A 22502-nucleotide genomic window follows, 5' to 3' on the forward strand; every position below is an offset into this window, starting at 1 on the left:
TTGCGCCCGGCCGTGCGCCGGCAAAGGAGTGCGCCATGTCGCGTCATCCGCAGTGCAGCGGGCCAGCCCGGCAGCGGGGAGCCATCGGCCTGATGGCGGCCGCCACCCTCAGTCTGGCGCTGGTGTTGATGTTGCTGGTCGTGGACACCGGTCGCCTGTACATGGAACAACGCAAACTGCAGCGTCTGGTGGACACCGCCGCCCTCGAAGCCGTCAGCCGTGGCGGCAACTGCCTGCCGGGCCTCACCGCCGCCAGTTACGCGGGGCAAAGCGCGACCCGCAACGGGTTTGTCGCCGATGCCACCAACGTCCTTGTGATCGATTGCGGTCGGTTGGCGACAGCCGCCACCGGCCTTCGCACCTTTACGGTGGACGCGACGCAATCGGAGGCGGTCAAGGTCGCGGTCAACCGAACCGTCACCACCAGTTTTGCCGGTGGTGTGCAGGCGCTGTTCAGTGGTACACCGGTCAGTCTCAACACCGTGCTTTACGCTTCGGCAGTGGCAGCCAAACCCCGGCCAACCGTCGCTCAATTGAACATCCGCAGTAACCTGGCCAGCATCAACACCGCGCAATCGAACATCCTCAACCCGCTGTTTTCCGGACTGCTTGGCGGCAACGTCAACCTGACGGCCCTGGGCTGGGACGGCCTGCTCAACACCGACATCAATCTGCTTAGCTACCTGAATCAACTGGCGATCAACCTCAACGTGGCCGCCGGCAATTACAGCCAGTTGCTCAATACCCAGGCCACGGTGACGCAACTGATCCAGGCCGCGATTACGGCGGTGCAGCTCAACGGTGCAACCGCTGAGGTGATTACCGCGCTGGGTCAGCTGCAAGTGGCGGCGATCAATGCTGCGCCGGTCAAGCTTGGCGACATCCTGCAATTGCAGACCGGCACCACGGCCGCCGGGCTGGATGCCAATCTGCAGTTGCTGCAACTGGTCCAGGGCGTGATTCAGCTGGCCAACAGCAAGAGTGCGGTGGCCGCGACCCTGCCGATCAGCGTGCTGGGGCTGGCGAATGTCACGGTGCGGGTCAAAGTCATCGAGCCGCCGCAGTTTTCCGCTATCGGCGATCCGGCGCTGGCCAAGGCCGATCCCACCGGGCCGAACCGGATCTATGTGCGCACCGCGCAGATACGCACGCTGCTTTCGGTGAATCTGCCGGTGCTGTCCGGGGTGACGGGGTTGACCAATGCGGTACTCGGGCTGGTTGGCACGCTGACACCGACCCTCAATGCACTGTTGGGCCTGAATCTGGTCGCCACACTGAATTCGGTCGGCTGCCTGCTCGGTGCCGGTTGCGAGCAGCTGGATCCGAAACTGCTGCCCTCGCCACAAATCGACATCAGTCTGGATGCCGGCGGTGCCATCAGTTATGTCACCGATTACAGTTGCCCGACCGACAACACCGGGACCAAAAGCCTGACGGCACACACCATCACTTCGATTGCCGACCTCAAGCTGGGCAAGATCGACCCGACCAACGCCTTCTCATCTGCCGCCCAACCCACCGTCACACCGCTGCCGCTGGTGGATCTGGGCACGGTGACCTGCCACAAGATTCTGGGGATCGGCAGCTGTGACCCGAGCACCCGCGTGCCATATGGCGCCGGCGGTATTGCGATCATGGTCAATACCAGCGTGGCACAGAACACCCAGAACCTGGTGTTCTCCAGCGGTAATCCGTTCGCCACCCCGCCCAACCTGAAACTGCCGCCCAGCGTGATTGCCGCCGCCCCCAGCAGCAACATCGTCAACAGCCTGGCAAGCACCCTCGCCGGGATCAATCTGACCGTCTACAAACCCCAGGGCAGCAACCCGCTGGGGGCGGTCGTCACCGGCGTGGCCAACCTGATCAGTGATGTCACGACGATCCTGCAACCGCTGATCACCAACGTGGTGAGTCCGCTGCTGGATCCGCTGCTCAACAATGTGCTCAAGGGGCTGGGGATCAACCTGATGGATGTCGACGTCGGCGCCAACATGACCTGCGGCCAGACCGGCAAGGCCTATCTGGTGATCTAGTCGTCGGGGGCGATCGGCAGCTCGATGCAGAACCGCGCACCGTCCACCGAGTTGCGCACACTGAGGTGGCCGCCCATGTTCTCGATGATCCCGTAACTCACCGACAACCCCAGGCCGGTGCCGACACCTATCGGTTTGGTGGTGAAGAACGGTTCGAAAATCCGCTCCAGCAGGCGCGGGTCGATACCGCCGCCGTTGTCTTCGACCCACAGTCGCACGTTCTGCTCGTCGCGTTCGGCGTAGATCGAAATCCACGGCTTGAATGCCGAGTCGGACTCGCGTTTGCCCAGCAGCGCATCCCGGGCGTTGACCATCAGGTTGATCAACACCTGTTCAAGCTGATCGACGTACCCGCGCACCTGAACTTCGAATGCGGTTTCACTGATGCGCAAATCCACGCCTTTGCCGCGCATGCCTTCGGCCAGCATCGACAGCGTGCCTTCGATGGCACTGGCCGGGTTGAACAGTTGCTGCTCGATCTCGGAACGGCGACCGAACACCCGCATGTGATCCACTACTTTTGCGGCGCGCTGCACCTGGGCGTCGATGCGATTGAGTTTGTCGGTCAGGTAATCGATCTGCGCATCGCCGTTGCTCAGGCGCTTCTGTACGTTGACGATGGCCATGCGCATGACGTTCAGCGGCTGATTGATTTCGTGGGCCAGGCCGGTGGCCATTTCGCCAAGGGTGGCCATTTTTGCGCTTTGCGTGAGCTGCTGTTGAGAGCGGCGCACTTCGGTGTTGTCACGGCCAACGGCTTGTACTTCGATCAGTTTCCCGTGCTCATCGAACACGCCGCGATCCGACCACACCCACCATGCATGTTCGCGCCCCGGTAATTGCAGGTTGATTTCGGCGGTGCTGACGGGAGATTGCGGGGTCAATTGCGCCAGGCGCTCAACGAAGGCCGCGCGCTGAACGTCGGACATCCAGCTGCCCAGATCGACCCCGGCCAGGGCTTCGGGGGCGCATTCCAGATAGGTCGCCAGCGGCCGGTTGCCGAACGTCAGAACCAGATCCGGGCGATAGCGGCAGATCATCGCCGGTGAGTCCTCCACCAGAATCCGGTAGCGTTCCTCACTCTGTCTGACCTGCTCGGCGGCCAGCGTTGCTTCGGTGACGTCCAGCCACAAGCCGACAGCTTCCACCGGCAGGCCGAGGTCGTTGCGCAACAGCCGGGCTTCGTCGAGCAGCCAGTGGTAATCGCCGCGACTGTCGCGCATGCGATAGCGGGCGCGCACCGAGCCTTCGCGCAGCAGTTGCCGGGTTCGCTCGAAATACAGGGCGCGGTCATCCGGGTGAATCCGCTCTGTCAGCCCGCTGACGTCGCAGTCTTCCAGGCTCCAGCCCAGCAGCGGTTGCAGGCTGGCGCTGAAAAACGCCGGCAGCAAAGCGCCTTCGACGTAGTGCTGGACGTAAATCACCGCCGGTGAGCTGGCGATAAGGTTGTCCAGCCGTGCATGGGCGGCAGCGGCCCGTTGCTGCTGGTTCTTGATGTCGCTGATGTCGAGCATGAACCCCGCCAGCCGCCGATGCTCCCCGGTGCCGGTCACCTGCCCCTGAAGGCGATACCAGGCCGGCGCCTGGCTGGCATCTCGAGTCTGCAGGCGCACGCACAGGTCGAGGACTTCCCCGTGCAGTTGCAGGGCTTGCAGGCGGCTGCGGACTTCCTCGCGATCGGCGGGATGGATCAGGCTCTGCCAGGCGTCGAGCGTCAGCGTCGAGCTGTCCTGTTGCAGGATGGCGGCCAGCGTCGGGGCCAGTTGAATCTGCTCGCTGTGGCTGATTTCCCACCAGCCTGTACCGAGCAGCGTCTGCAACGACTCCAGCCGTTCCAGTTGCAGTTGATGCTGTTGTTCGCGCAAGCGACCGAGCAGAGGCCCGGCCAGTGCGCCCGCCAGCATCAGCCAGTCGCGGTCGGTCAGATACGGCGCGGTCTTGTCCACCGCATAAAAACCGCAGAGCAGCCACGCCATCACACCTCGATCATCGCTGTAGGGCACGGCAAAACCTTCGGCATTGCCGAACAGCCCCTGGACCCGCGAGTGTTCGTACTGGCCGTAGTGCTCACCCAGGCGCTGCGGGCCGGTGCCATTGAGGCTGTCGAGCGGCGTACCCAGACGCTGGCCGTCATGCCACAGCGCCGGGGCGTCATGGGCGTGGAATTGCTGATGGATTTGCCAGCCCTGTTCCTGTTCATCGAGCAGGGCGAGCGCCAGGCACGGGATCTGCCAGCGCTGGGCAATCACCTGCAACTGTTCGCTGACGAGTATCGGCAACCGTCCCAGGCTGCAGCTGCGCAACTGCTTGCTGATCTGCTCGGCGAGCATGTGGCATGCCTCGCGCTGATGCGCTTGTCGGCGTTCGGACAACAGGTCGGCAATGTCGATCAGTTGCAGCAGCCAGCCATTGGCCAGCGGCTGGACCCAGCCACGCAGGTGCAAGGTCTGGTCGCCCAGGCCGGGAAAGTCCAGGTCCAGCAGCTGGCCTTGCCAGTCCTGCGGACGACCCTCGATGGCCAGTGTGCTGTGCGCCAGCACGTACTCGTGCAACGGCAACGGTTTGTCACGGGGCGTCTGCTGCGCCAGCAGCAGACGCAACGGGCCGGCCACTTGCAACACGCCAGCTTCGCTGTCGAGGTGGATATGCAGGCCCGTCAGAGGAGTGCCGAGCACGTCCGGCAGATCGCTGGCGACCATGCTTCGCTTGAGCAGGCGGCCGAGCAGGTTGTCACCCGGCGTCAAAATTTCAGGCTCGAAATGGCGGTCAGGTTGTCGGGCAGGCTGGGGACAGCGCCGACGCCCGGCAACACCAGAAACGGGATGACCTGATTGAGTTTGCTCACCGGGTAATTGACGCTGACGGTGAGCGTGCCCTGAGTCGGGTCGTAGACCGTTGACGTATCCGTGCCGACCACCACGTTCAGCGACGACGGCAACACCGACAATTGCTGGGTCAACGCGGCATTCGCGGTGCTGACCAGCACAGTCGAATAATTGGCAACCGTGGGGTCGACCGCCACCGCGCGGCGGATCGCTTCGGCGGTGACCTGGTTGAACGTCTGCATCAGTACGAACGGCAGGCTGTAGCTGATCAGGCCATAAAACACCGCGAAAAAGATCACGAATACCAGGGCGAACTCGATCGCCACCGCACCTTTTTGCGCCTTCCGAGAGCCGGTTTTCATCCGTGCGTCTACCCTGACAGTCACTGCTTAGTATCAGCATAGAATCATTCAGCAAAAACGGACGGTTTTTACCGCATGCAAAGCCTTGTCCTTCTGATCTGGTTGACGGTCTGCGCCGCCCAGGATGCCCGGCAACGAAGGATTGCCAACGTTCTGACGCTGGGCGTCGGGACACTCGCGCTGGTCTATCTGTTGTCTTTCGGTACCACCTGGATGGGGGCCGAAGCCGTGCAGGGCGGCTGGGCCTGTGTCGTGGCGCTGGCATTCACGCTGCCAGGGTATTTCATGGGGCGAATGGGCGCCGGCGATGTAAAGCTAATGACAGCTCTTGGCCTTTCGACGGATGGCCTGTCGTTGCTCGGGATATTCATCGGTGCCGGTGCGGCGAGTCTGCTCTGGATGCTGCTGGCGCCAAGAGTCTGGCTGCATATGAGTCAAGGGCTTAGGGCGCGTCTTCGGTATATGGCGCCATCCGTGTCAAAAAAGCTGCCATTTGCACCGTTCGTGCTGATCGGATTCATGCTTGCACTACCCTGGATCCATTAGTCGTCAAGCGCCACTCGTCTTATGTACATAGTCGGAAAGTGCGTCTACCTTCAAAAGTAACGGGTTATTCAGTCAGCGGCTGACAGTGCAGGAATGGTCAGTTTTGGCCTGGGCATGGAGTGGCATGTGAACAAGCTTATATCCGCGGTAAAAGTCATCGTTGTCGATGATCAGCCTCTGATCGTCGAAGAGCTCTGTGAATTTCTCGAGAGCAGCGGCTACCGCTGTGTTCCGTGCGAGTCCAGCAAAGAGGCGATCGAGCGTTTTACGGACGACACTGCGATCGGTCTGGTGCTGTGCGATCTGCATATGCCGGACATGGACGGCATTCAACTGGTGCAGGAATTACAGCGTTTGTCCGGCAAACACCGGGCGTTCGAAGCCATCATGCTCACCGGTCGCGCCGACAAGCAGGACGTGATCAAGGCCTTGCGCGTCGGGATTGCCGACTACTACCAGAAACCGGTCAATCTGGATGAATTGCTCGAAGGCCTGCAACGGCAGGAAGCGGTGCTGCAGGAGCGGCAGAAAACCCTGCAACTGGGCCATCTGAATCACAAGCTTCAGGAGCTGTCCTCGTCCATCGATGATCTTTATCAGGATCTGGACAAGGTGCGTCGCGGACCGGCGCCCGTCAGTGACGAAGCCACCTGTGAGACCGCTGAACTGGAGATCCCGGCGATCTTCAATCAGCTGTCGCCACGGCAACTGGACGTGGCGCGCCTGGTGGGCAAGGGACAGACCAATTATCAGATTGCCTGTGAGCTGGGCATCACCGAAAACACGGTGAAGCTGTATGTTTCGCAGGTGTTGCGCCTGACCCATATGCATAACCGCACGCAGTTGGCGCTGGCGTTATCGCCGGGCAATTCCGCTTTGCGTCAGCGCGTGACTGCCCACTGAAACGGACTGCCGGGCATTCGTTTCACCCGGCATTCACCCTCGGCTTGGGAAACAGATTGTCCAGGGTCTCCAGCAGCCGCACGTGATAGATCGGCTTGCGGAACAGGTCCAGCACCTGCAACCGCAGCATGTCGCTCACGTCCTCCATGTCCGCATGCCCCGACGTCACGATCACCGGCAGATGCTGACGCGAGGTGTGTTCGCGCAAGCGCTTGATCAGCGACATGCCGCTTTCCTCCGGCATGCGCAGATCGGTGATTACCAAGGCTATATCGGGATGGCGGGTCAGGTGATGCAGGGCGAGTTTGACCGAGGTCGCGGTATGACAGATGAAGCCTTCGCCTTCCAGCAACTCCGCCAGTTCCAGCAACGCGTCCTCTTCGTCGTCAACCAGAAGTAACTGTTGGCGGGCAGAAGAAGACACGTTCATGGGCAGTACCTGAAGGCTGAATGGAAGATCGAGTGCAGCCCGACATCCGCAAGGTGCTGTCGATTACGGGACGGTTGGCCGGGTTTCCGCCGTGCCGCCCAGCGACACCAGAACGTTGTTGAAGATCGCCAGCATACGATCACCCAGCGGAGTGACGAAAGCGACAACCACCACGGCGACCATGGCCACGACGATGGCGTATTCGATGGCCGAAGCCCCGTCTTCATGTTTGTAGAGCAGCAGAGCTCTGGCCATTAAATAATCAACGATCATTCGCAACATATGCCCACTCCTTTGCGCTCCTGGCGCCGATGTAACAGCAGCGGCAAAGCGTTCGCCGTGCCATTTGAGCATTGTCAACAAACCCCCACCCAACAACTGTAAGAACGGATTAGTCATAAAGTATGAGTCGCTCCTTCATTCCCTGTATTTCGACTGCTGATTGGCCAACACCCATACTTTCGTGGGTAATTTGCCTGTCAGTAATGGCGTTTTGGCTTATTTCAGCTAGCGTGGAAATAGCGAAATAGTTGGATGTTCATAGCTGCCTGATTGCGAAGTTCCCTAGGTAGGAAGTGCGGGCTGGTAGTGCAGCAGGGAAGGGAGAGCCGTCATGAACAGTCGTGTGACCATGGGCCTTGCAGCGGTGCTTTTACTGGGAGCCATCGTTGTCGGATATTGGGGCCTGGTGCTCAGCCGGCATCCCGCTCCGGTTGCCGAGGCTCCCGCACCGACCGTGGTCACGGTCGAAAAAACCGTCGCTGCCGCCGAAGACCAGACCCGCCAGCCCGTCGTGGTGCTGGTGCGAGACGTCCCGCCCTTCACCCCCCTCACTGCCGCCGATCTGGCCGTTGAAAAACTGCTCAGCGCCCCCGCCGGCAGCCTCGGCACAATCGAACAGGCTGTGGGCCGCACACCGTGGCGCCATCTGAGTGCCGGCACCTGGCTCAACGAAGAAAGCTTTGAAGCCGGCGGCACACTGGCGCGCATGATCCACAGTGACGAGCGCGCACTGGCGGTGTCGGTCGATGAAGTGATCGGCGCGGCCGGGCAGTTGATCCCCGGGGATTACGTCGACGTGCTGTTGTTCCTGCGCCAGGACGCCAGCAACCCGCAGCAGTCGGCACAGATTGTGGTGCCGGCCATGCGTGTGCTCGGTGTCGGCGAACAGTACGGCCTGACCAACGACGGCCAGCCGTCCGCTCCTGCAATGAGTGCCGACGACAAGATCAAACAGGACCAGCGCCGGCTCACCGCGCGCACCGTGGTGCTGGCGGTGCCGGAACAATTGTTGAGTCGAATGATGCTCGCCACCCAGGTCGGGACGTTGCGCCTGGCCGTGCGCAGCAGCGAAGAACAGCGCCTGGCCAGGTATTGGGCCGGCGAACGTCAGGCGCCGGACAAACTGGTGGCCGCCAACAGCCAGCTTTTCCAGTTCACTCAACTGGCGCTGGGGACAGCGCCGAAGGCCGCGGCCGGTGGCGAACACGGCGGTTCGGTTCGGTCCGCGGTGGAAGTGATTCGCGGCAATCAGCCCCCCCCAAAAAAACCATGATTGAGCAAGGATCCAAGTGCATGCAGAGTCGTTCCTGGCCGATCTTCAATCCCGTGCTCCGGGCCTTGCTGGTGATGGGACTGTCAATCAATGCCGCGCACGCGGCCACTGGCAACTGCGCGGCCCTCGGACGCTTGCCTGCGGTGATCGAGATCAACGAAGGCTGGCAGCAGGACATGCAATCACCGGTGGCGATTACGCGCCTGGCCATTGGCGATCCGAAAATCGCCGACGTGCATGCCAATGGCAACTCATCGTTCCTGCTCACCGCCGTGGCGCCGGGCGCCACCAGTCTGATGGTCTGGACCGGCTGCTCCAGTGAGCCCCGCCAGAGCATGGTGTTCGTCAAGGGCGCCGCGACCTCGGCCCTCACCAACACCGGTGCGCTGCCGTCGGATGATGCGCTGCTGCCCTCCCAGGTGCAGACGGATATTCGCTTCGTCGAAGTCAGCCGCACCAAGCTCAAACAGGCCTCGGCTTCGCTGATCGGCACCCGCGGCAATTTCCTTTTCGGCTCGCCCGGAACACTGCCGCCCATCGACGGCGTCCCGCAGCCGCGGTTGCCGGTGGACAACTCGCTGTTCAACTTCTCGTGGATCGGCGGCAAGACCATGGCGATCATCAATGCCCTGGAGGGCAGCGGCTTCGCCTACACCCTGGCGCGGCCGAGCCTGGTGGCCCTCAACGGGCAGAGCGCCAGCTTCCTCGCAGGCGGGCAGATTCCGATTCCGGTGCCCAGCTCCGGCAGCGACAACGTGTCGATCGAATACAAGGAGTTCGGCATCCGCCTGACCCTGACGCCCACCATCATCAGCCACGATCGCATCGCCCTGAAAGTGGCGCCGGAGGTCAGCGAACTGGATTTCAGCAACGCGGTGAACATCGCCGGCACCACCGTGCCGGCCCTGACCATCCGCCGCACCGACACCAGCATTTCCTTGGCCGATGGCGAGAGTTTCGTCATCAGCGGTTTGATCAGCACCTCCAACAGTTCCCAGGTCGACAAGTTTCCAGGGCTGGGCGATATCCCGGTGCTCGGGGCTTTTTTCAAAAGCTCGCAGATCAAACGCGAAGAGCGTGAGCTGCTGATGATTGTGACCCCGCACCTGGTGCGTCCGCTCTCGGCGGAGGCACAACTGCCATCGTTGCCGGGTGAAAAACTGCGCAACTACGACCCGAATTTCTACCGCATGTTTTTCCTGGAAAACGGAAACTTCGACAAGCGCAGCGGGTTGTCCCAATGAGCCAGAACCTGAGTCAGACCTTTCTCGCCATCACCCGCAACAGCACCGATCTGGAGTGGCTGCAAAGCGCACTTGCGCCGCTGGGCCAGGTGGTCAGTGCCGGTGGCGGCAGTCTCGACGAATTGCTCGCACTGGTGGACGTCACCTTCGCCAGCCTGGTGTTCGTCGGCCTTGACCGGGAACACGTGGTAGCCCAGAGCGCGCTGATCGAAGGTGCGCTGGAGGCCAAGCCGATGTTGGCGATCGTTGCCCTCGGCGACGGTATGGACAACCAGCTGGTGCTCAATGCCATGCGCGCCGGGGCGAGGGATTTCGTCGCCTATGGTTCGCGCTCCAGCGAAGTGGCCGGGCTGGTGCGCCGCTTGAGCAAGCGCCTGCCGCCGGTGACCCACAACGCGCAACTGGGTGCCCTGACGGCGTTGTACGGCGTACAGAGCAGTTCCGACGGCGCACTGCTGGCCAACCATATGGCACTGGTGGTGCAAAAAAGCGGGCAGCAAACGCTGCTGCTGGATCTCGGGCTGCCTCGTGGCGACAGCCTGGCGTTGCTGGGACTGGAGAGTTCGTTCCACTTCGGCGACGCCTTGCGCCACCTGCGCAGGATCGACGCCACGCTGATCGACAGTGCGTTCACCAGCGCCGAAGCGGGGCTGCGGATTCTGGCGTACGCCGACAATGACGAACCACTGGAAAACACCAGCGCCGCCGAGCTGTTCATGTTGCTCAGCACCTTGCGCCAGCATTTCCAGCATATCGTCGTGAACCTCACCGGCCAGCCTGACAGCGAGGCCCTGCGTACCTTTGTCAGCCATTGCGACAAGCTGATCTGGTACACCGACCAGAACGTGCTCGATTGCCGGCGCAACCTGGCGCTATTCAACCTGTGGCGGGAAAAAGGCATGAAGCTCGATCACGGTCGGCTGCTGGTCGACCGCTATCTGAGCCATGTCGCGCCGGATGCGGACACCCTCGGCAAGACCTTCAACCTGGAAGTGATCGCGGTGCTGGCCTTGAGTCCGGAGCTGCGCATGAACGCCAAGAATCAGGGGGTCAGCCTGTTTGAACTGGCGCCCCGAGAGAAACTCACCCAGAGCCTGCGGGTGCTCGGCGAACGGCTGGCCAAACGCTCCGAAGGGCTGGCCAAACCCAAGGTCTCCTGGTTCGACCGGTTGCGAGGCACCTCATGAGCCCGGAAAAACTTTTCGGTGCGCCGGCGAGTGGCCAATCGGGCAACGCCGATCACGAAGGCCTGAAGCTGGTCCTGCATCGCTACATCATCGATGCCATCGAGGAATCCGGGAAAAACCTGCTGGAAGGTTCACGGCAGTTGCTGGCGCAATTCGTCACCGACAAGGTCGCCGAATACATCGCCCGTCTGCACCTGGCGATTTCCCGTTACGAGATGGAGCGGCTGGGCGAAGAAATCGTCGATGAGCTGACCGGGTTCGGCCCGCTGGAAGTGTTGCTGCGCGATACCGCCGTGACCGAAATCCTGGTCAACGGCCCGCACCGGGTGTTCGTCGAACGTGACGGCGTACTGCATCAGAGTGACCTGCGCTTTATCGATGCGCACCACGTCGAACGGGTCATGCAGCGCATTCTCGCACCGCTCGGTCGGCGACTGGACGAATCTTCGCCAATGGTTGATGCACGCCTGCCCGATGGCAGCCGGGTCAACGCGATCATCCCGCCGATCGCCCTCGACGGCCCCTGTCTGTCGATTCGAAAATTCCGCAAGGACATGCTCAAGAGCAGCGACCTGATCGCCATGCAGACCATCGACCTGCCGATTTTCGAGTGCTTTCAGGAGGCCGTCGGCAAGCGCTGCAACATCCTGATCAGCGGCGGCACGGGCACCGGCAAGACCACGTTGCTGAACATCCTCAGCCAGTTGATCAACCCACACGAACGGCTGGTGACCATCGAAGACGTCGCCGAACTGCAGCTCGGGCATCCCCACGTGGTGCGTCTGGAAACCCGGCCGCCGAATGCCGAGGGCCATGGCGAAGTCAAGGCCAGCGACCTGATTCGCAATGCCCTGCGGATGCGTCCGGACCGGATCATTCTCGGCGAAATCCGTGGCGTCGAAGTGCTCGACGTGCTCACGGCGATGAACACCGGTCACGACGGCTCGATGAGCACCGTGCACGCCAACAATGCCCAGGATGCGTTGCTGCGTCTGGAAACTCTGGTCGGCCTGACCGGGCGCACCGTGGCCGAACGCACCCTGCGGCAGATGATCTGCGCAGCGCTCGACGTGATCATTCAATTGACCCGCATGCCCGACGGCCGCCGCTGTGTCAGTGAGGTGGTGGAAGTGGTCGGCGTGCGCGAAGACGTCTACGTGACCAATACTCTGTTCCGTCTGGATCGACGTACCGGTTTCGGCTTCCTGCGCGAAGCCGTCAATCCGGCCGGCGACAAGTTGCGGCACGAGTCGAGTCTGGGCTGAGCGCATGGAGGCTTCGTCATGATCGCACCGGTGATCCTGATTGTCCTTTGCCTGTTGCTGTTGGGATTGTCGATTCGCCTGTTCCTGCAGGGCGTGCGCAAGACTGCCAACGAACGGGTGCTCTCTCGCCTCGCCGCCGGGCAACCGCAAGCAACGGCCGGAAAAACCTCGTGGACCGGGCTGGAGCGGATGTTCCTGCGGGCAGGCCTTGGCCGGCCGAGCGAGCGATTCGGGCTTTGGCTGTCGTTGTGGGGCGTGGGCATGATGCTCGGTTATCTGCTGGCCGACTGGATCGGCCTGTTGCTGCTGATACTGGCACCGCCGCTGATTCTGCGGTTGTACATCGCCTGGCTGTACCGGCGTCGGCTCAAGCGGATGATCGAACAGTTACCGCAGTTGCTCGACCACACCGTGCGCAGCCTCAAGTCCGGGCGGACCCTGAGCGATGCAGTGATGGGCGGCATCGAAACCAGTGAGGATCCGTTGAAAACCGCGATGGGCCGGGTGCAGCGCAACGTCCAGTTGGGGGTGAACCTGCCGGACGCGGTCAGCGATTTCGCCGAGCTCTACGAGCAGGACGAACTGCGCATGTTCGCTCTGGGCCTGAAGGTCAACCATCGCTACGGCGGCAACGCCAGCGAGCTGCTGGAGAACCTGATCAAACTGATTCGCGAACGCGACCAGGGTGCCCGCCAACTGCGTGCCCTGACCGGCGAAACACGGATGACCGCGTGGGTACTCGGATCGTTGCCGGTGATTCTGGTCAGTTACTTCATGCTGACCAATCCCGGCTACATGCTCGGCATGTGGAACGACGCGGGCGGTCGGACCATGCTGATTGTCGCGGTGGTGCTGCAGGTCTCCGGTTGCCTGGCGCTGTGGCGCATGTTGAGGAGTGTCTGACATGCTGATGCTGGCCAGTCTCATGCTATTGCTCGGGGCGCTGTTGCTGGTCGGCAATCACCTGCTGACCGAGCGGCGGCGGGTGCGTCAGGTCAATCAGCGTCTGCAGGGGCAGCTGGTGCGCGAGAACCGCTTTGGCAACTGGCTGCGGGCGCTGGGCAGCAGCCGGTTCGGCCAGCGCTCGGTGAGCATCGACAGCGAAACCCAGACCCTGCTCAGTCGTCTCGGCTGGCGTCGGGCCAGCGAGCGTTCGCTGTTTGCCGCCTGCCAGATCGGTACGCCGCTGCTGACACTGGGGCTGGGCCTGTTTCTGAAGGAGGTGTTTTTCCCCCTCGCACCCAACGGCTGGCTGGTACCGATGATCGCCACCGGCGTCGGCTATCTGCTGCCCAAACGCCTGCTGGCGTATGCCACTGCCCGCCGGCAGAAAATCATTGCGGTGGAAGTGTCGACGTTCATTCCCCTGCTGCGGATCCTGTTCGAGTCCGGCATGGCCGTCGAGCAGGCTTTGCGTGTGCTCAGTATCGAGGGGCAAAAACTGCTGCCGGAACTGACCAGCGAATTGCGCCTGATTCTGGCCCGTGTCGACTCGGGCCTGGAACTCGGCCAGGAACTGAACAAGGCCGCGGCGATGCTGGCGGTGGATGAATTCACCGACACGTGCGTGATCCTGCAACAACTGATTCAGCAGGGCGGCGGCGCGATGAAGTCGCTGCTGACGCTCAAGCAACTGCTGGATGACCGACGCCTGACACGCTTGCAGGAATACATCTCGAAGATGTCGGCGAAGATGTCGGTGGTCATGATGCTGCTGCTGTTTCCGGCCTTGCTGATCGTTTTGGCGGGCCCTGGTTTTACCGCGATCACCCGGGCATTTGCGTCCTGACAATGACAATGGCGATGGAGAGCGATTGATGAAAGCACTGATGGTCGTGGCAAGTCTGTTGCTGCTTGGCGGTTGCGCAACGGACGGTCAGGCGCCGTGGACGACAATGCTGGCGCCGGCCAGCTGCAGCAAGTTGAGTTCCGAACAGGAGCTGTCGCTGAACCTGGCCGATGACCTGGTCAACGACGGCAAGCTGCACGCCAGCCTGGCCAACCTGCAGAGTTTGCCCGACCACCTCGTCGAGGTGCGTCTGCGCAAGGCCAAGGTCTATCGCCTGCTGGGACGCAGTGAAGCCGAGCCGTTGTATCGCAGCCTGCTCGGTACCTGCCTGAACGCCGACGCCGAACATGGCCTGGGCCAGTTGTACGCCGCCCGTGGCGACAACGGCCAGGCGCAGGCCCACCTGCAGCGGGCGGCGCGGCTGGCGCCGACCAATGAAAACATCCGCAATGACCTGGGCGTGGTGTACCTCAATCAGTTGCGGCTCGAAGACGCTCGCTTCGAGTTCCTGACGGCCATCGAGCTGAAACAGAACAATCAATTGGCGACGCTGAATCTGGTCACCCTGCTGCTCTACCAGAACAACTGGCAGCAAGCCGCCGAAGTGGTCAGCCGGGCGCATCTGACCCCGGAGCAGTTCACCGATGCCCAGGAGCGCGCGGAGAAACTCAAGTCGCCGGTCAGGGCCAGACCCGTTGCGGGCAATCAGGTCGCGGTCGCGGTTGACGCGCAACCGGCGACGATCAAGTGAGCCTCAAGGAGGTGCCATGAATACGTTCAAGACCCTGTGCTGCCTGAGCCTGCTGACTCTGCCGCTCGGTGCCCTGGCCATCGACGCCGGCCCGGCCTCGGCCCAGCAGCAGGAAACCGAAGGCTGGCTGTTGCTGCAAAGCCGCAACAAGGCCGCGTCTCCCGATCCGCAGGCGGCCACGGCTACCGAGCGTGAGCTGGCGATGCAGCGCTGGCTGAAGAAGTACAAGTACGAAATCCCCGATTTCTACGACCCGGATGTCGGCGGCAAGATCGAGACGAATGACTAGCTCGTCGCAGGCAACCGGGGATGCCTGCGACGATGGCTTACAGCTGATAACTGAAACTGATGCTGTAACGCGGCCGGCGATTGAAGGTATCCAGCGCTTCATCCGACATCGCCTTGGCGGCTTCCAGGGCGATGTTGTAGTACTTCGCATCGCCAAATCTGAGGCCGACCGCCGCCGATGACAGGTTGTTGGCCTGCACCGGCAATTCATTGAACCAGCTGCGCGAGCGGTCGAGCACGAAGTACGGTTGCAGGATGCGCACCCAGTTGCCGTCGCGGTTGAAGCTGTAGTTGATTTCGTAAGCCACGCCCCAGCCCTTGTCGCCGGATGCCTGATCGTCGGGATAACCGCGACCGAAATTCTGCCCGCCGAACACCGCGCGCTCGCTGTCGGGCAGGGTGTCGTCGCTCCAGTACAACGCGGCTGACAGTACGCCTTGCCAGTTGTCGAGGAACTTGTCGCTTTGCACTCCCGACAGACGCACCCGGAAAAAATCCAGGTCGATGGCGCTGTTGTTGGTGTGCGCACCCAGGCTGTCGAAGCCCTGATACACGCCGCCACTGAGAATGCGCAGTTGCCGGGCATCGACCTTGCGCCAGTCGCTTTCGAAGGCGAGGGCGCGGATGTCGGTGCGTTCTTCGACGCTCAGCGGGTAGCCAATTACCTTGTAGCGGGTCTTGTCGTTGACCGCGTACAGGCGCGATCCGGCGGTCAGCAATTCATCCGAGGCGGCAATCAGCGGCAGGCTGAAGCCGAGCGAGTAACGATCGTTTTCGCGGTGCGGCTTGAGTTCCAGACCGTTGTTCAGCAGCACATTGGTGCCGGGATCTGCGCGATAGCGTGAGGCCGACAGGCTCAGTTGCGCACCCTCGTCGTTGATGAACTGGTTGTAGTCCAGCCGGTAGTAACGCTCGTGGTCATCCCCCGGTGGAAACAGGCCGCTGAGGCTCAGTTGTTCGCCCATCGAGGTTTGTGAATTGCTGCTGACACCGAGCAAAGCCTGGGTGCCGTTGCGGTTGTCTTCGGTGGCGCTCAGGGTGCTGGTGAACGGTTTGCGGCTGGCCTGGGCAATCAGCGTGGTGGCGCCGTCGGTGGTGCCGGGCGGCGGCACCTGGGCCTGGATCGTGACGCCGGGAATGCGGGTCATCAGTGTGGTGTAGCGTTCGAAGGTCTTGCGTGTGAGAGGGCGCTCGGCCTGGAGCTTGGCGGCCAGTCGCTCGAGCAGGGCCTTGACCCGCCCGACGTCGCCCGCGATCTGCACGTCCCGCACGTAGCCTTCGACCAGCACGACGCGCGCCACGCCGTCGTCGAAGTTCTGTTGTGGCAGGAAGGCGTAGGACAGCAGATAACCGTCCTGCTGGTAGCGACGGGTGATGTTGCGGGTGGCTTCGATCAGATCGGCGAGGCTGCTCTGGCGGCCGATCAGGGGTTTATAGATCTCTGCCAGGTCGTTCAGCGGGTAGAGCGTGCCGCCTTCGATCTGTACGGTCCTGAGGTTGATCTTTGTACTCATCAGCAACGGCTGGGCGGCCGTGGCGCCGGGATCCGGCACTTGCAGCGGCGCGGCGTTGGGCCGGTAGGCGTCGGCGGGCAGGTTCGGCACCGGCAGGTTGCGGATGGTTTCGTTGCTGTTGAGAAAGCTGGGCAGGGTGTCGGCGACGGCTGTGGAACTGAGACTGAGAAACAGCAGGGATGCCATAACGCGCATAGGACACTCCATGTTCAAACCCCAGTGGGTGTTCTCCTAAGAAAAAAGCGGAAGACTCGTGGGAATCTTCCGCCCTCAACCAAGCGTAGGCGCTGTAGGTTCGGCCGTCGAATCGGCCAGGTGCAATTCAGCGTTTGTTGCCGCCCAGGGCGCCGGTCAGACCGCCGAGGACACCACCCAGTCCGCCGCCAGTTCCGGTGGCGGTGCCACCGTTGACCAGTCCGCCGACTGCAGTGACCGTGTTGCCCACCGTGGTGACGGTGTTGCCGACCGCCGTCACGACCGGGTTGCTGTTGGTGCTGGCAATCGTGTTGCCGAGACTGCCGACGGCACCGCCGACCTGGCCGGTGAGGCCGGCGACCGGAGTACCGAGCCCGGTGGCGGCACCGACATTCTGGGTCAGGCTGGTGACCGCCGTGGTGACTGGCGCAAGCCCGGCACCCACGTTGTTGCCCAGGGTTGCCAGTGGAGTGGTCGGGCTGGTGATCGGCGAGCCCGAACCGCCGAGCACGGTATTGAGCGAGGCCACGGTATTGCCCGCCGCGGCCAGCACGCCGCCGGGTGCGGCGAGGGTGCCATTGCCGCTGCTCAAGCCGGCGCCGACGTTGACCACGGCGCCGCCAACGGTTTGCAACAAGCCATTGCTGCCCAGGCCGCCACCGACGCCCGTTCCCGAACCGGTGCCGTTGTCGACCAGCCCGCCGGACTTGCCGACAGCGGTGCCGACATTGCTCAGGGCCCCGCCGACGGTGTTGGTCAGTGCGTTGCCGTTGCCCGCAACGGTCACCTTGTCACCCACACCATCAACCGTGCTGCCGACTTTCTGAATCAAACCGTTCAACGGATCGCCCAGCCCCGTGGCGCTGCCGAGTTTGTCCGTGGTGCTTTCAACCATGGCAATCACCGGCACCAGTTTGTTGCCGACTTCTTTGGTAACCGAGCCGAGCGGGCCGGTGGTGGTGGCGGTGCTGAGGGTGTCGCCGAGCATGGTGACCCGTTCACCGACACCGTCGAGCACTGGGGCGACCTTGGTTACCACACCGCCGACCACGGGAACGCTGCCCGTGGCAGTGGCCAGCTTGCCGCTCAGGTCGGACACGCCGTTACCCACATCCTGCACCACGCCGCCGACTGCCGAAGCGGTGACGCCCAGGCCATTGTCGGTGGTCGCCAGTTTGCCGATGCCGTTGGCTACGCCGTCACCCAGCGTGGTCACTACGTTGCCGGCAGTCCGGGCCGCACTTTGCACCACACCGCCAACGACCGGCACGCCGCTCAGGGAGTCACCGACCTGGCCGACGCCATCGCCGACGCCGCTGACGGTATTGCCGACGTCCTGCACCAGGGTGGTGGTAACCAGAGGTGTCGGAGTGCCCGGATTGGTGGGGTTGGTGGGATCTGTCGGGTCGGTGGGATTGGTCGGGTTGGTTGGATCCGTCGTCCCTCCCGTTCCGCCAGTGCCACCCGTGCCACCGGTACCGCCAGTGCCCGCGGTGTCCCCGGTTCCACCCGTGCCACCGGTGCCGCCAGTACCCGCAGTCGAGCTGTCGGGGGAAGAGCTGCCGGAGCTGCTGTGATGACCACCGCCGCCACTGCTGCAACCGGTCAGACCGAGGGAGAGAATGAGGGCCAGTGCCGTCGCCGATTTGCACCACGCCGCTTGAACTTTCATCTGAGTTTTCATGAGCGTTATTCCTTGCACCTGTCACAACGTTTGTTGTTTTCGATGGCCCGCCGATTCTGTTGCCGGCAGTGCCTTCGTCCGTTGTGCTCATATCAGTCGCAAGGCCGGATCCATGCCATTCTCAAGTTGGTATTAACGCCTTTATGCAGGTGGCCGCCGGTGCCGCCTAACGACTAATACCGAGGATATAGGCGCGCAAAAAAAAGCCTTGAAAATCAAGGCTGGGTTTTGACGCGGGAGGCGTGTGCGGCGCGGGAAAACTTTAGTGATATATACACAATTGAACAGGTTATCCCGGCCCCGATGTCAGGCTACCGGCTGCCAATTGCCCACCATGTGCTCCAGATCCCCGGCGCCGATCAGGCGTAACTCACCGCTGGAACCGGCGGCGCTGGCGAACAGGTTTACCTCGCTCGGCAGGCGCACCGGTTTGCGAAAGTGCACGGTGACCTCAAGGTTGGCCTTGGGCAGATGATCCGCCAGCGCCGCCAGCGTGCGGGCCTTGTTCCACAAACCGTGGGCGATGGCTGTAGGGAAACCGAACAACTTGGCGCTGGCGGCACTCAGGTGGATCGGGTTGTAGTCGCCGGAGACTTTCGCGTACTGCCGGCCGATGTCCGCCGGCGCCTTCCATTGCGCGACCTGCGCCAGAGGCAGCGACGGCTCCCAGCTCTGTTCGATCGGTTCGCCTTCAAGTTTCACGCCGCGACAGAGCATCCGGCTTTCGGCTTCCCACAACGGGCCGAGTTGATCGTCGAGGGTGGTCAGCAGGTCGAAGGTCGCGCCTTTGGAATGGGGTTGCAGGTTATGCACCCGGACACTGACTTGCGCGCGACTGATCCCGCCCATCGGCCGCCATACGCGGATGCGATTGCTCAGATGAATCAGCCCCAGCAGCGGGAACGGAAAGTCTTTGGCCGTCAGCAACTGCATCTGCAGGGCGAACGCCAGGATATGCGGATAGGTCGGCGGCAGCAGGCCGTCATCGGCGAAACCGCAGACCTTGCGGTAGGCCGCCAGCCGTTTGCCCTCCACCTCGACGGCGCAACGCAAGCCGCTGGTGGGCAGGGTGGTGCCGGTGATTTTGCGTCGGGTGGCCGCCCGGGCATACAACCCCGGCAGGCTCGGTTCGCGGTGCAGCGTTTTCCATTCGATGGTCATGTTCAGGCCCCCAGAACACTTTGGCCGCACACCCGCAGCGCTTGCCCGGTGAACGCGCCGGTGCCCGGTTGTGCCAGCCAGGCCACGGCTTCGGCGACGTCTTGCGGCAGGCCGCCCTGGCCCAGCGAACTCATGCGACGCCCGGCTTCACGCAGGCCGAACGGGATGTGCGCGGTCATCTGGGTCTCGATGAAACCCGGCGCCACGGCGTTGATGCTGATGCCGCGTTCCAGCAGGGTCGGCGCCCAGGCCTGGGCCAGTCCGATCAGCCCGGCCTTGCTCGCCGCATAGTTGGTCTGCCCGCGATTGCCGGCGATGCCGCTGATCGATGCCAGCAGGATCACCCGGGCGTTATCGCGCAGGGTGCCGCTGTCGAGCAGGGCCTTGGTCAGCACTTGCGGCGCGTTGAGGTTGACCGCCAGCACGGCGTCCCAGAATTCCGGGGTCATGTTGGCCAGGGTCTTGTCGCGGGTGATGCCGGCGTTGTGCACCAGAATGTCGAGGCCGTCCGGCAGTTGTTCGATCAATTGCGCGGCCGCGTCTTCGGCGCAGATGTCGAGGGTGATGGCGCGCCCGCCGAGGCGAGCGGCCAGGGCTTCGAGATCGGTTTTCGCGGGCGGCACATCGAGCAGGATCACCTCGGCACCGTCCCGGGCCAGGGTTTCGGCGATGGAGGCGCCGATGCCTCGCGCCGCACCGGTGACCAGCGCCTTGCGTCCGGCCAATGGGCGCGTCCAGTCGGTGACTTGAGTGGCGCAGGCCGTCAGCCGGATCACCTGCCCGGAGACGAACGCACTTTTTGGCGACAGGAAAAACCGCAGCGGCCCTTCGAGCTGATCCTCGGCACCTTCGCCGACGTAGATCAGCTGCAGCGTGCCGCCGCTGCGCAGTTCCTTGGCCAGCGAGCGGGAAAAACCTTCAAGTGCGCGCTGTGCACTGGCGGCGAATGGTTCGCCCCGGGTTTCCGGGGCGCGGCCGAGGATCACCAGATGCGCGCTGCTGTCGAGGTTCTTCATCAGCGGCTGGAAGAACTCGCGCAGTTGCTTGAGCTGGTCGGTGTGCTGCAGATCGCTGGCGTCGAACACCACTGCCTTGAGTTTCGGGCCATGGCCGGGAATCCATTGGGTGGCACTCGCCGGCTGGTCGCCGTAGCGATAAATGGCATCGGTCAGCCGGTTGGCGAATGCACTGACCCGTTCGGCCAGCGGCCCGCCGCCGATCAGCAGTGCACCCTCTACCGGCCGCAGGCGCCCGGCCTGCCAGCGTTCCAGCCGCACCGGCGACGGCAGGCCCAGGGCCCCGACCAGACGGTGGCCGATGGACGAGTTGGCGAAGTCGATATAGCGGTCAGACATGGAACGCTCTCCAGAAGATGGGGTTCAAAGTGTGGACTGCGAAGGGCAATCAATCGTTCGATCCACGCAATAAGGCCTACGCTAGAACAGCAGAGTAGTTTGCCCTCGGCGCTTTTGTGGCCCGACCGGGTTTTCAGCGCTCGATTTTCAGACCGGATATTTCACAAGGAGCCTTTCATGAGTCAGCTGCGCCGCGTCGCGATCATTGGCGGCAACCGCATTCCGTTCGCCCGCTCCAACGGGCCTTACGCCACCGCGAGCAATCAGGTGATGCTCACGGCCGCCCTCGAAGGCCTGATCGAACGCTACAACCTGCACGGCCAGCGCATCGGTGAAGTGGTCGCGGGGGCGGTGCTGAAATTGTCACGGGATATGAACCTGACCCGCGAATGCGTGCTCGGCTCGCGCCTGTCACCGGCCACCCCGGCCTACGACATCCAGCAGGCCTGCGGCACTGGCCTGGAAGCCGCACTGCTGGTGGCGAACAAGATCGCCCTCGGCCAGATCGAATGCGGCATTGCCGGCGGTGTCGACACCACGTCGGATGCGCCGATCAGCGTCAGCGAAGGTCTGCGCAAGATCCTCCTGCAAGCCAACCGCGCCAAGACCACCGGCGACAAACTCAAGACGTTGCTGCAATTGCGTCCGAAACACCTGATCCCCGAATTCCCGCGCAACGGCGAACCGCGCACCGGCCTGTCGATGGGCGAGCACTGCGAATTGATGGCGCAGACCTGGAACATTCCCCGCGAAGAACAGGATCAACTGGCCTTCGAAAGTCACCACAAACTGGCGGCGTCCTACAGCGAAGGCTGGCACAACGACCTGATGACCCCGTTCCTCGGCCTGACCCGCGACAACAACCTGCGCCCCGACCTGACCCTGGAAAAACTCGCAACCCTGAAACCGGCCTTCGAGAAGAGCGCCAAGGGCACGCTGACCGCCGGCAATTCCACGCCGCTGACCGATGGTGCGTCGGTGGTGTTGCTGGGCAGCGAGGCGTGGGCGAAGGAACGTGGTCTGCCGATCCTTGCGTACTTGCGCGACGGCGAAGCGGCGGCGGTGGACTTCGTCAACGGCGCCGAAGGGCTGCTGATGGCGCCGGTCTATGCGGTGCCGCGCTTGCTGGCGCGCAATGGGCTGACCTTGCAGGACTTCGACTACTACGAAATCCACGAAGCCTTTGCCGCGCAAGTGCTGTGCACGTTAAAGGCCTGGGAAGATCCGGAGTACTGCAAGACCCGGCTGGGGCTGGACGCGCCGTTGGGCTCGATTGATCGCAGCCGCTTGAACGTCAAGTGCAGCTCACTGGCGGCGGGGCATCCGTTTGCCGCGACGGGCGGGCGGATCGTGGTGAACCTGGCGAAGTTGCTGGATGCGGCGGGGCAGGGGCGGGGGTTGATTTCGATTTGTGC

The 22502-nt window shown here is 62.8% G+C and carries 20 protein-coding genes; 12 read left to right on the forward strand and 8 right to left on the reverse strand.

Translation table 11 applies throughout. The features are described 5' to 3' along the window. Positions 1 to 35 precede the first annotated feature (35 nt). A complete protein-coding gene (locus L6D81_RS25350) occupies positions 36 to 2033 on the forward strand; it encodes a pilus assembly protein TadG-related protein (RefSeq protein WP_236182390.1) in 1998 nt (665 codons plus the stop codon). Here L6D81_RS25350 and L6D81_RS25355 read toward each other — a convergent pair. Beyond that, positions 2030 to 4777 (reverse strand): PAS domain-containing sensor histidine kinase, encoded by a 2748-nt coding sequence (locus L6D81_RS25355; RefSeq protein WP_236182391.1) that lies wholly within the window; start codon positions 4775 to 4777, stop codon positions 2030 to 2032. The two genes, L6D81_RS25350 and L6D81_RS25355, sit on opposite strands and share 4 nt — an antisense overlap. Next, positions 4774 to 5220 (reverse strand): TadE/TadG family type IV pilus assembly protein, encoded by a 447-nt coding sequence (locus L6D81_RS25360; RefSeq protein ID WP_236182392.1) that lies wholly within the window; start codon positions 5218 to 5220, stop codon positions 4774 to 4776. Before L6D81_RS25360 ends, L6D81_RS25355 begins: the two co-directional genes overlap by 4 nt. 75 nt (positions 5221 to 5295) lie before the next feature. Here L6D81_RS25360 and L6D81_RS25365 point away from each other — a divergent pair, with 75 nt between their 5' ends. Both L6D81_RS25365 and L6D81_RS25370 read left to right on the forward strand, forming a co-directional pair. After that, positions 5296 to 5766 carry an A24 family peptidase gene (locus L6D81_RS25365; protein WP_236182393.1) on the forward strand — a complete coding sequence of 157 codons (471 nt, stop codon included), beginning with the start codon at positions 5296 to 5298 and terminating at the stop codon, positions 5764 to 5766. Between the two features lie 126 nt (positions 5767 to 5892). Further along, positions 5893 to 6669 carry a response regulator transcription factor gene (locus L6D81_RS25370; protein ID WP_276574243.1) on the forward strand — a complete coding sequence of 259 codons (777 nt, stop codon included), beginning with the start codon at positions 5893 to 5895 and terminating at the stop codon, positions 6667 to 6669. Positions 6670 to 6691: 22 nt separating this feature from the next. Here the strand turns inward: L6D81_RS25370 and L6D81_RS25375 are convergent, their stop codons facing one another. Continuing rightward, entirely contained in the window at positions 6692 to 7099 is a 408-nt protein-coding gene (locus L6D81_RS25375) for a response regulator (protein WP_236182395.1), read from the reverse strand. Positions 7100 to 7162: 63 nt separating this feature from the next. Then, entirely contained in the window at positions 7163 to 7372 is a 210-nt protein-coding gene (locus L6D81_RS25380; protein ID WP_373874345.1) for a Flp family type IVb pilin, read from the reverse strand. A gap of 340 nt (positions 7373 to 7712) precedes the next feature. On the opposite strand from L6D81_RS25380, the gene cpaB reads away from it, so the two are divergent. Genes cpaB through L6D81_RS25420 form a run of 8 tightly spaced genes read left to right on the forward strand, consistent with a single transcriptional unit; the run spans position 7713 to position 15179 of the window. Further along, on the forward strand, positions 7713 to 8654 hold the full coding sequence (gene cpaB, locus L6D81_RS25385) for a Flp pilus assembly protein CpaB (protein WP_236182397.1): 942 nt from the start codon (positions 7713 to 7715) through the stop codon (positions 8652 to 8654). Positions 8655 to 8674: 20 nt separating this feature from the next. Continuing rightward, positions 8675 to 9898 carry a type II and III secretion system protein family protein gene (locus L6D81_RS25390; protein ID WP_236182398.1) on the forward strand — a complete coding sequence of 408 codons (1224 nt, stop codon included), beginning with the start codon at positions 8675 to 8677 and terminating at the stop codon, positions 9896 to 9898. Then, positions 9895 to 11085 carry a CpaE/TadZ family protein gene (locus tag L6D81_RS25395; protein ID WP_236182399.1) on the forward strand — a complete coding sequence of 397 codons (1191 nt, stop codon included), beginning with the start codon at positions 9895 to 9897 and terminating at the stop codon, positions 11083 to 11085. Before L6D81_RS25390 ends, L6D81_RS25395 begins: the two co-directional genes overlap by 4 nt. Continuing rightward, complete coding sequence (locus L6D81_RS25400; RefSeq protein ID WP_236182400.1) at positions 11082 to 12350, forward strand: TadA family conjugal transfer-associated ATPase; 1269 nt, start codon at positions 11082 to 11084, stop codon at positions 12348 to 12350. Before L6D81_RS25395 ends, L6D81_RS25400 begins: the two co-directional genes overlap by 4 nt. Positions 12351 to 12368: 18 nt before the next feature. After that, positions 12369 to 13253, forward strand: coding sequence for a type II secretion system F family protein (locus L6D81_RS25405; RefSeq protein WP_236182401.1), 885 nt, complete (start codon positions 12369 to 12371; stop codon positions 13251 to 13253). A gap of 1 nt (position 13254) precedes the next feature. After that, on the forward strand, positions 13255 to 14139 hold the full coding sequence (locus L6D81_RS25410; protein ID WP_236182402.1) for a type II secretion system F family protein: 885 nt from the start codon (positions 13255 to 13257) through the stop codon (positions 14137 to 14139). A 28-nt stretch (positions 14140 to 14167) separates the two neighbouring features. Beyond that, positions 14168 to 14890 carry a tetratricopeptide repeat protein gene (locus tag L6D81_RS25415; RefSeq protein WP_236182403.1) on the forward strand — a complete coding sequence of 241 codons (723 nt, stop codon included), beginning with the start codon at positions 14168 to 14170 and terminating at the stop codon, positions 14888 to 14890. Between the two features lie 16 nt (positions 14891 to 14906). Further along, positions 14907 to 15179 (forward strand): DUF3613 domain-containing protein, encoded by a 273-nt coding sequence (locus L6D81_RS25420; protein ID WP_236182404.1) that lies wholly within the window; start codon positions 14907 to 14909, stop codon positions 15177 to 15179. A gap of 37 nt (positions 15180 to 15216) precedes the next feature. On the opposite strand, the gene L6D81_RS25425 is transcribed toward L6D81_RS25420, so the two are convergent. The 4 genes from L6D81_RS25425 to L6D81_RS25440 form a co-directional block, all read right to left on the reverse strand. Then, the gene (locus L6D81_RS25425; RefSeq protein WP_236182405.1) at positions 15217 to 16887 is read right to left on the reverse strand and encodes a ShlB/FhaC/HecB family hemolysin secretion/activation protein; all 1671 of its coding nucleotides are present in this window, start codon (positions 16885 to 16887) and stop codon (positions 15217 to 15219) included. Between the two features lie 127 nt (positions 16888 to 17014). Then, complete coding sequence (locus tag L6D81_RS25430) at positions 17015 to 18571, reverse strand: collagen-like triple helix repeat-containing protein (protein WP_236182406.1); 1557 nt, start codon at positions 18569 to 18571, stop codon at positions 17015 to 17017. A 306-nt stretch (positions 18572 to 18877) separates the two neighbouring features. Further along, positions 18878 to 19732, reverse strand: a complete 855-nt coding sequence (locus tag L6D81_RS25435; protein WP_236182407.1) for a MaoC family dehydratase — start codon at positions 19730 to 19732, stop codon at positions 18878 to 18880. A gap of 2 nt (positions 19733 to 19734) precedes the next feature. Then, complete coding sequence (locus L6D81_RS25440) at positions 19735 to 21087, reverse strand: 3-oxoacyl-ACP reductase (protein ID WP_236182408.1); 1353 nt, start codon at positions 21085 to 21087, stop codon at positions 19735 to 19737. A gap of 177 nt (positions 21088 to 21264) precedes the next feature. Between L6D81_RS25440 and L6D81_RS25445 the strand changes: the two genes are divergently transcribed. Next, a partial coding sequence (locus L6D81_RS25445) for an acetyl-CoA C-acetyltransferase (protein WP_236182409.1) occupies positions 21265 to 22502 on the forward strand: 1238 nt, incomplete at its 3' end.

The organism is Pseudomonas sputi (assembly GCF_021603585.1).
GTDB lineage: Bacteria > Pseudomonadota > Gammaproteobacteria > Pseudomonadales > Pseudomonadaceae > Aquipseudomonas > Aquipseudomonas sputi.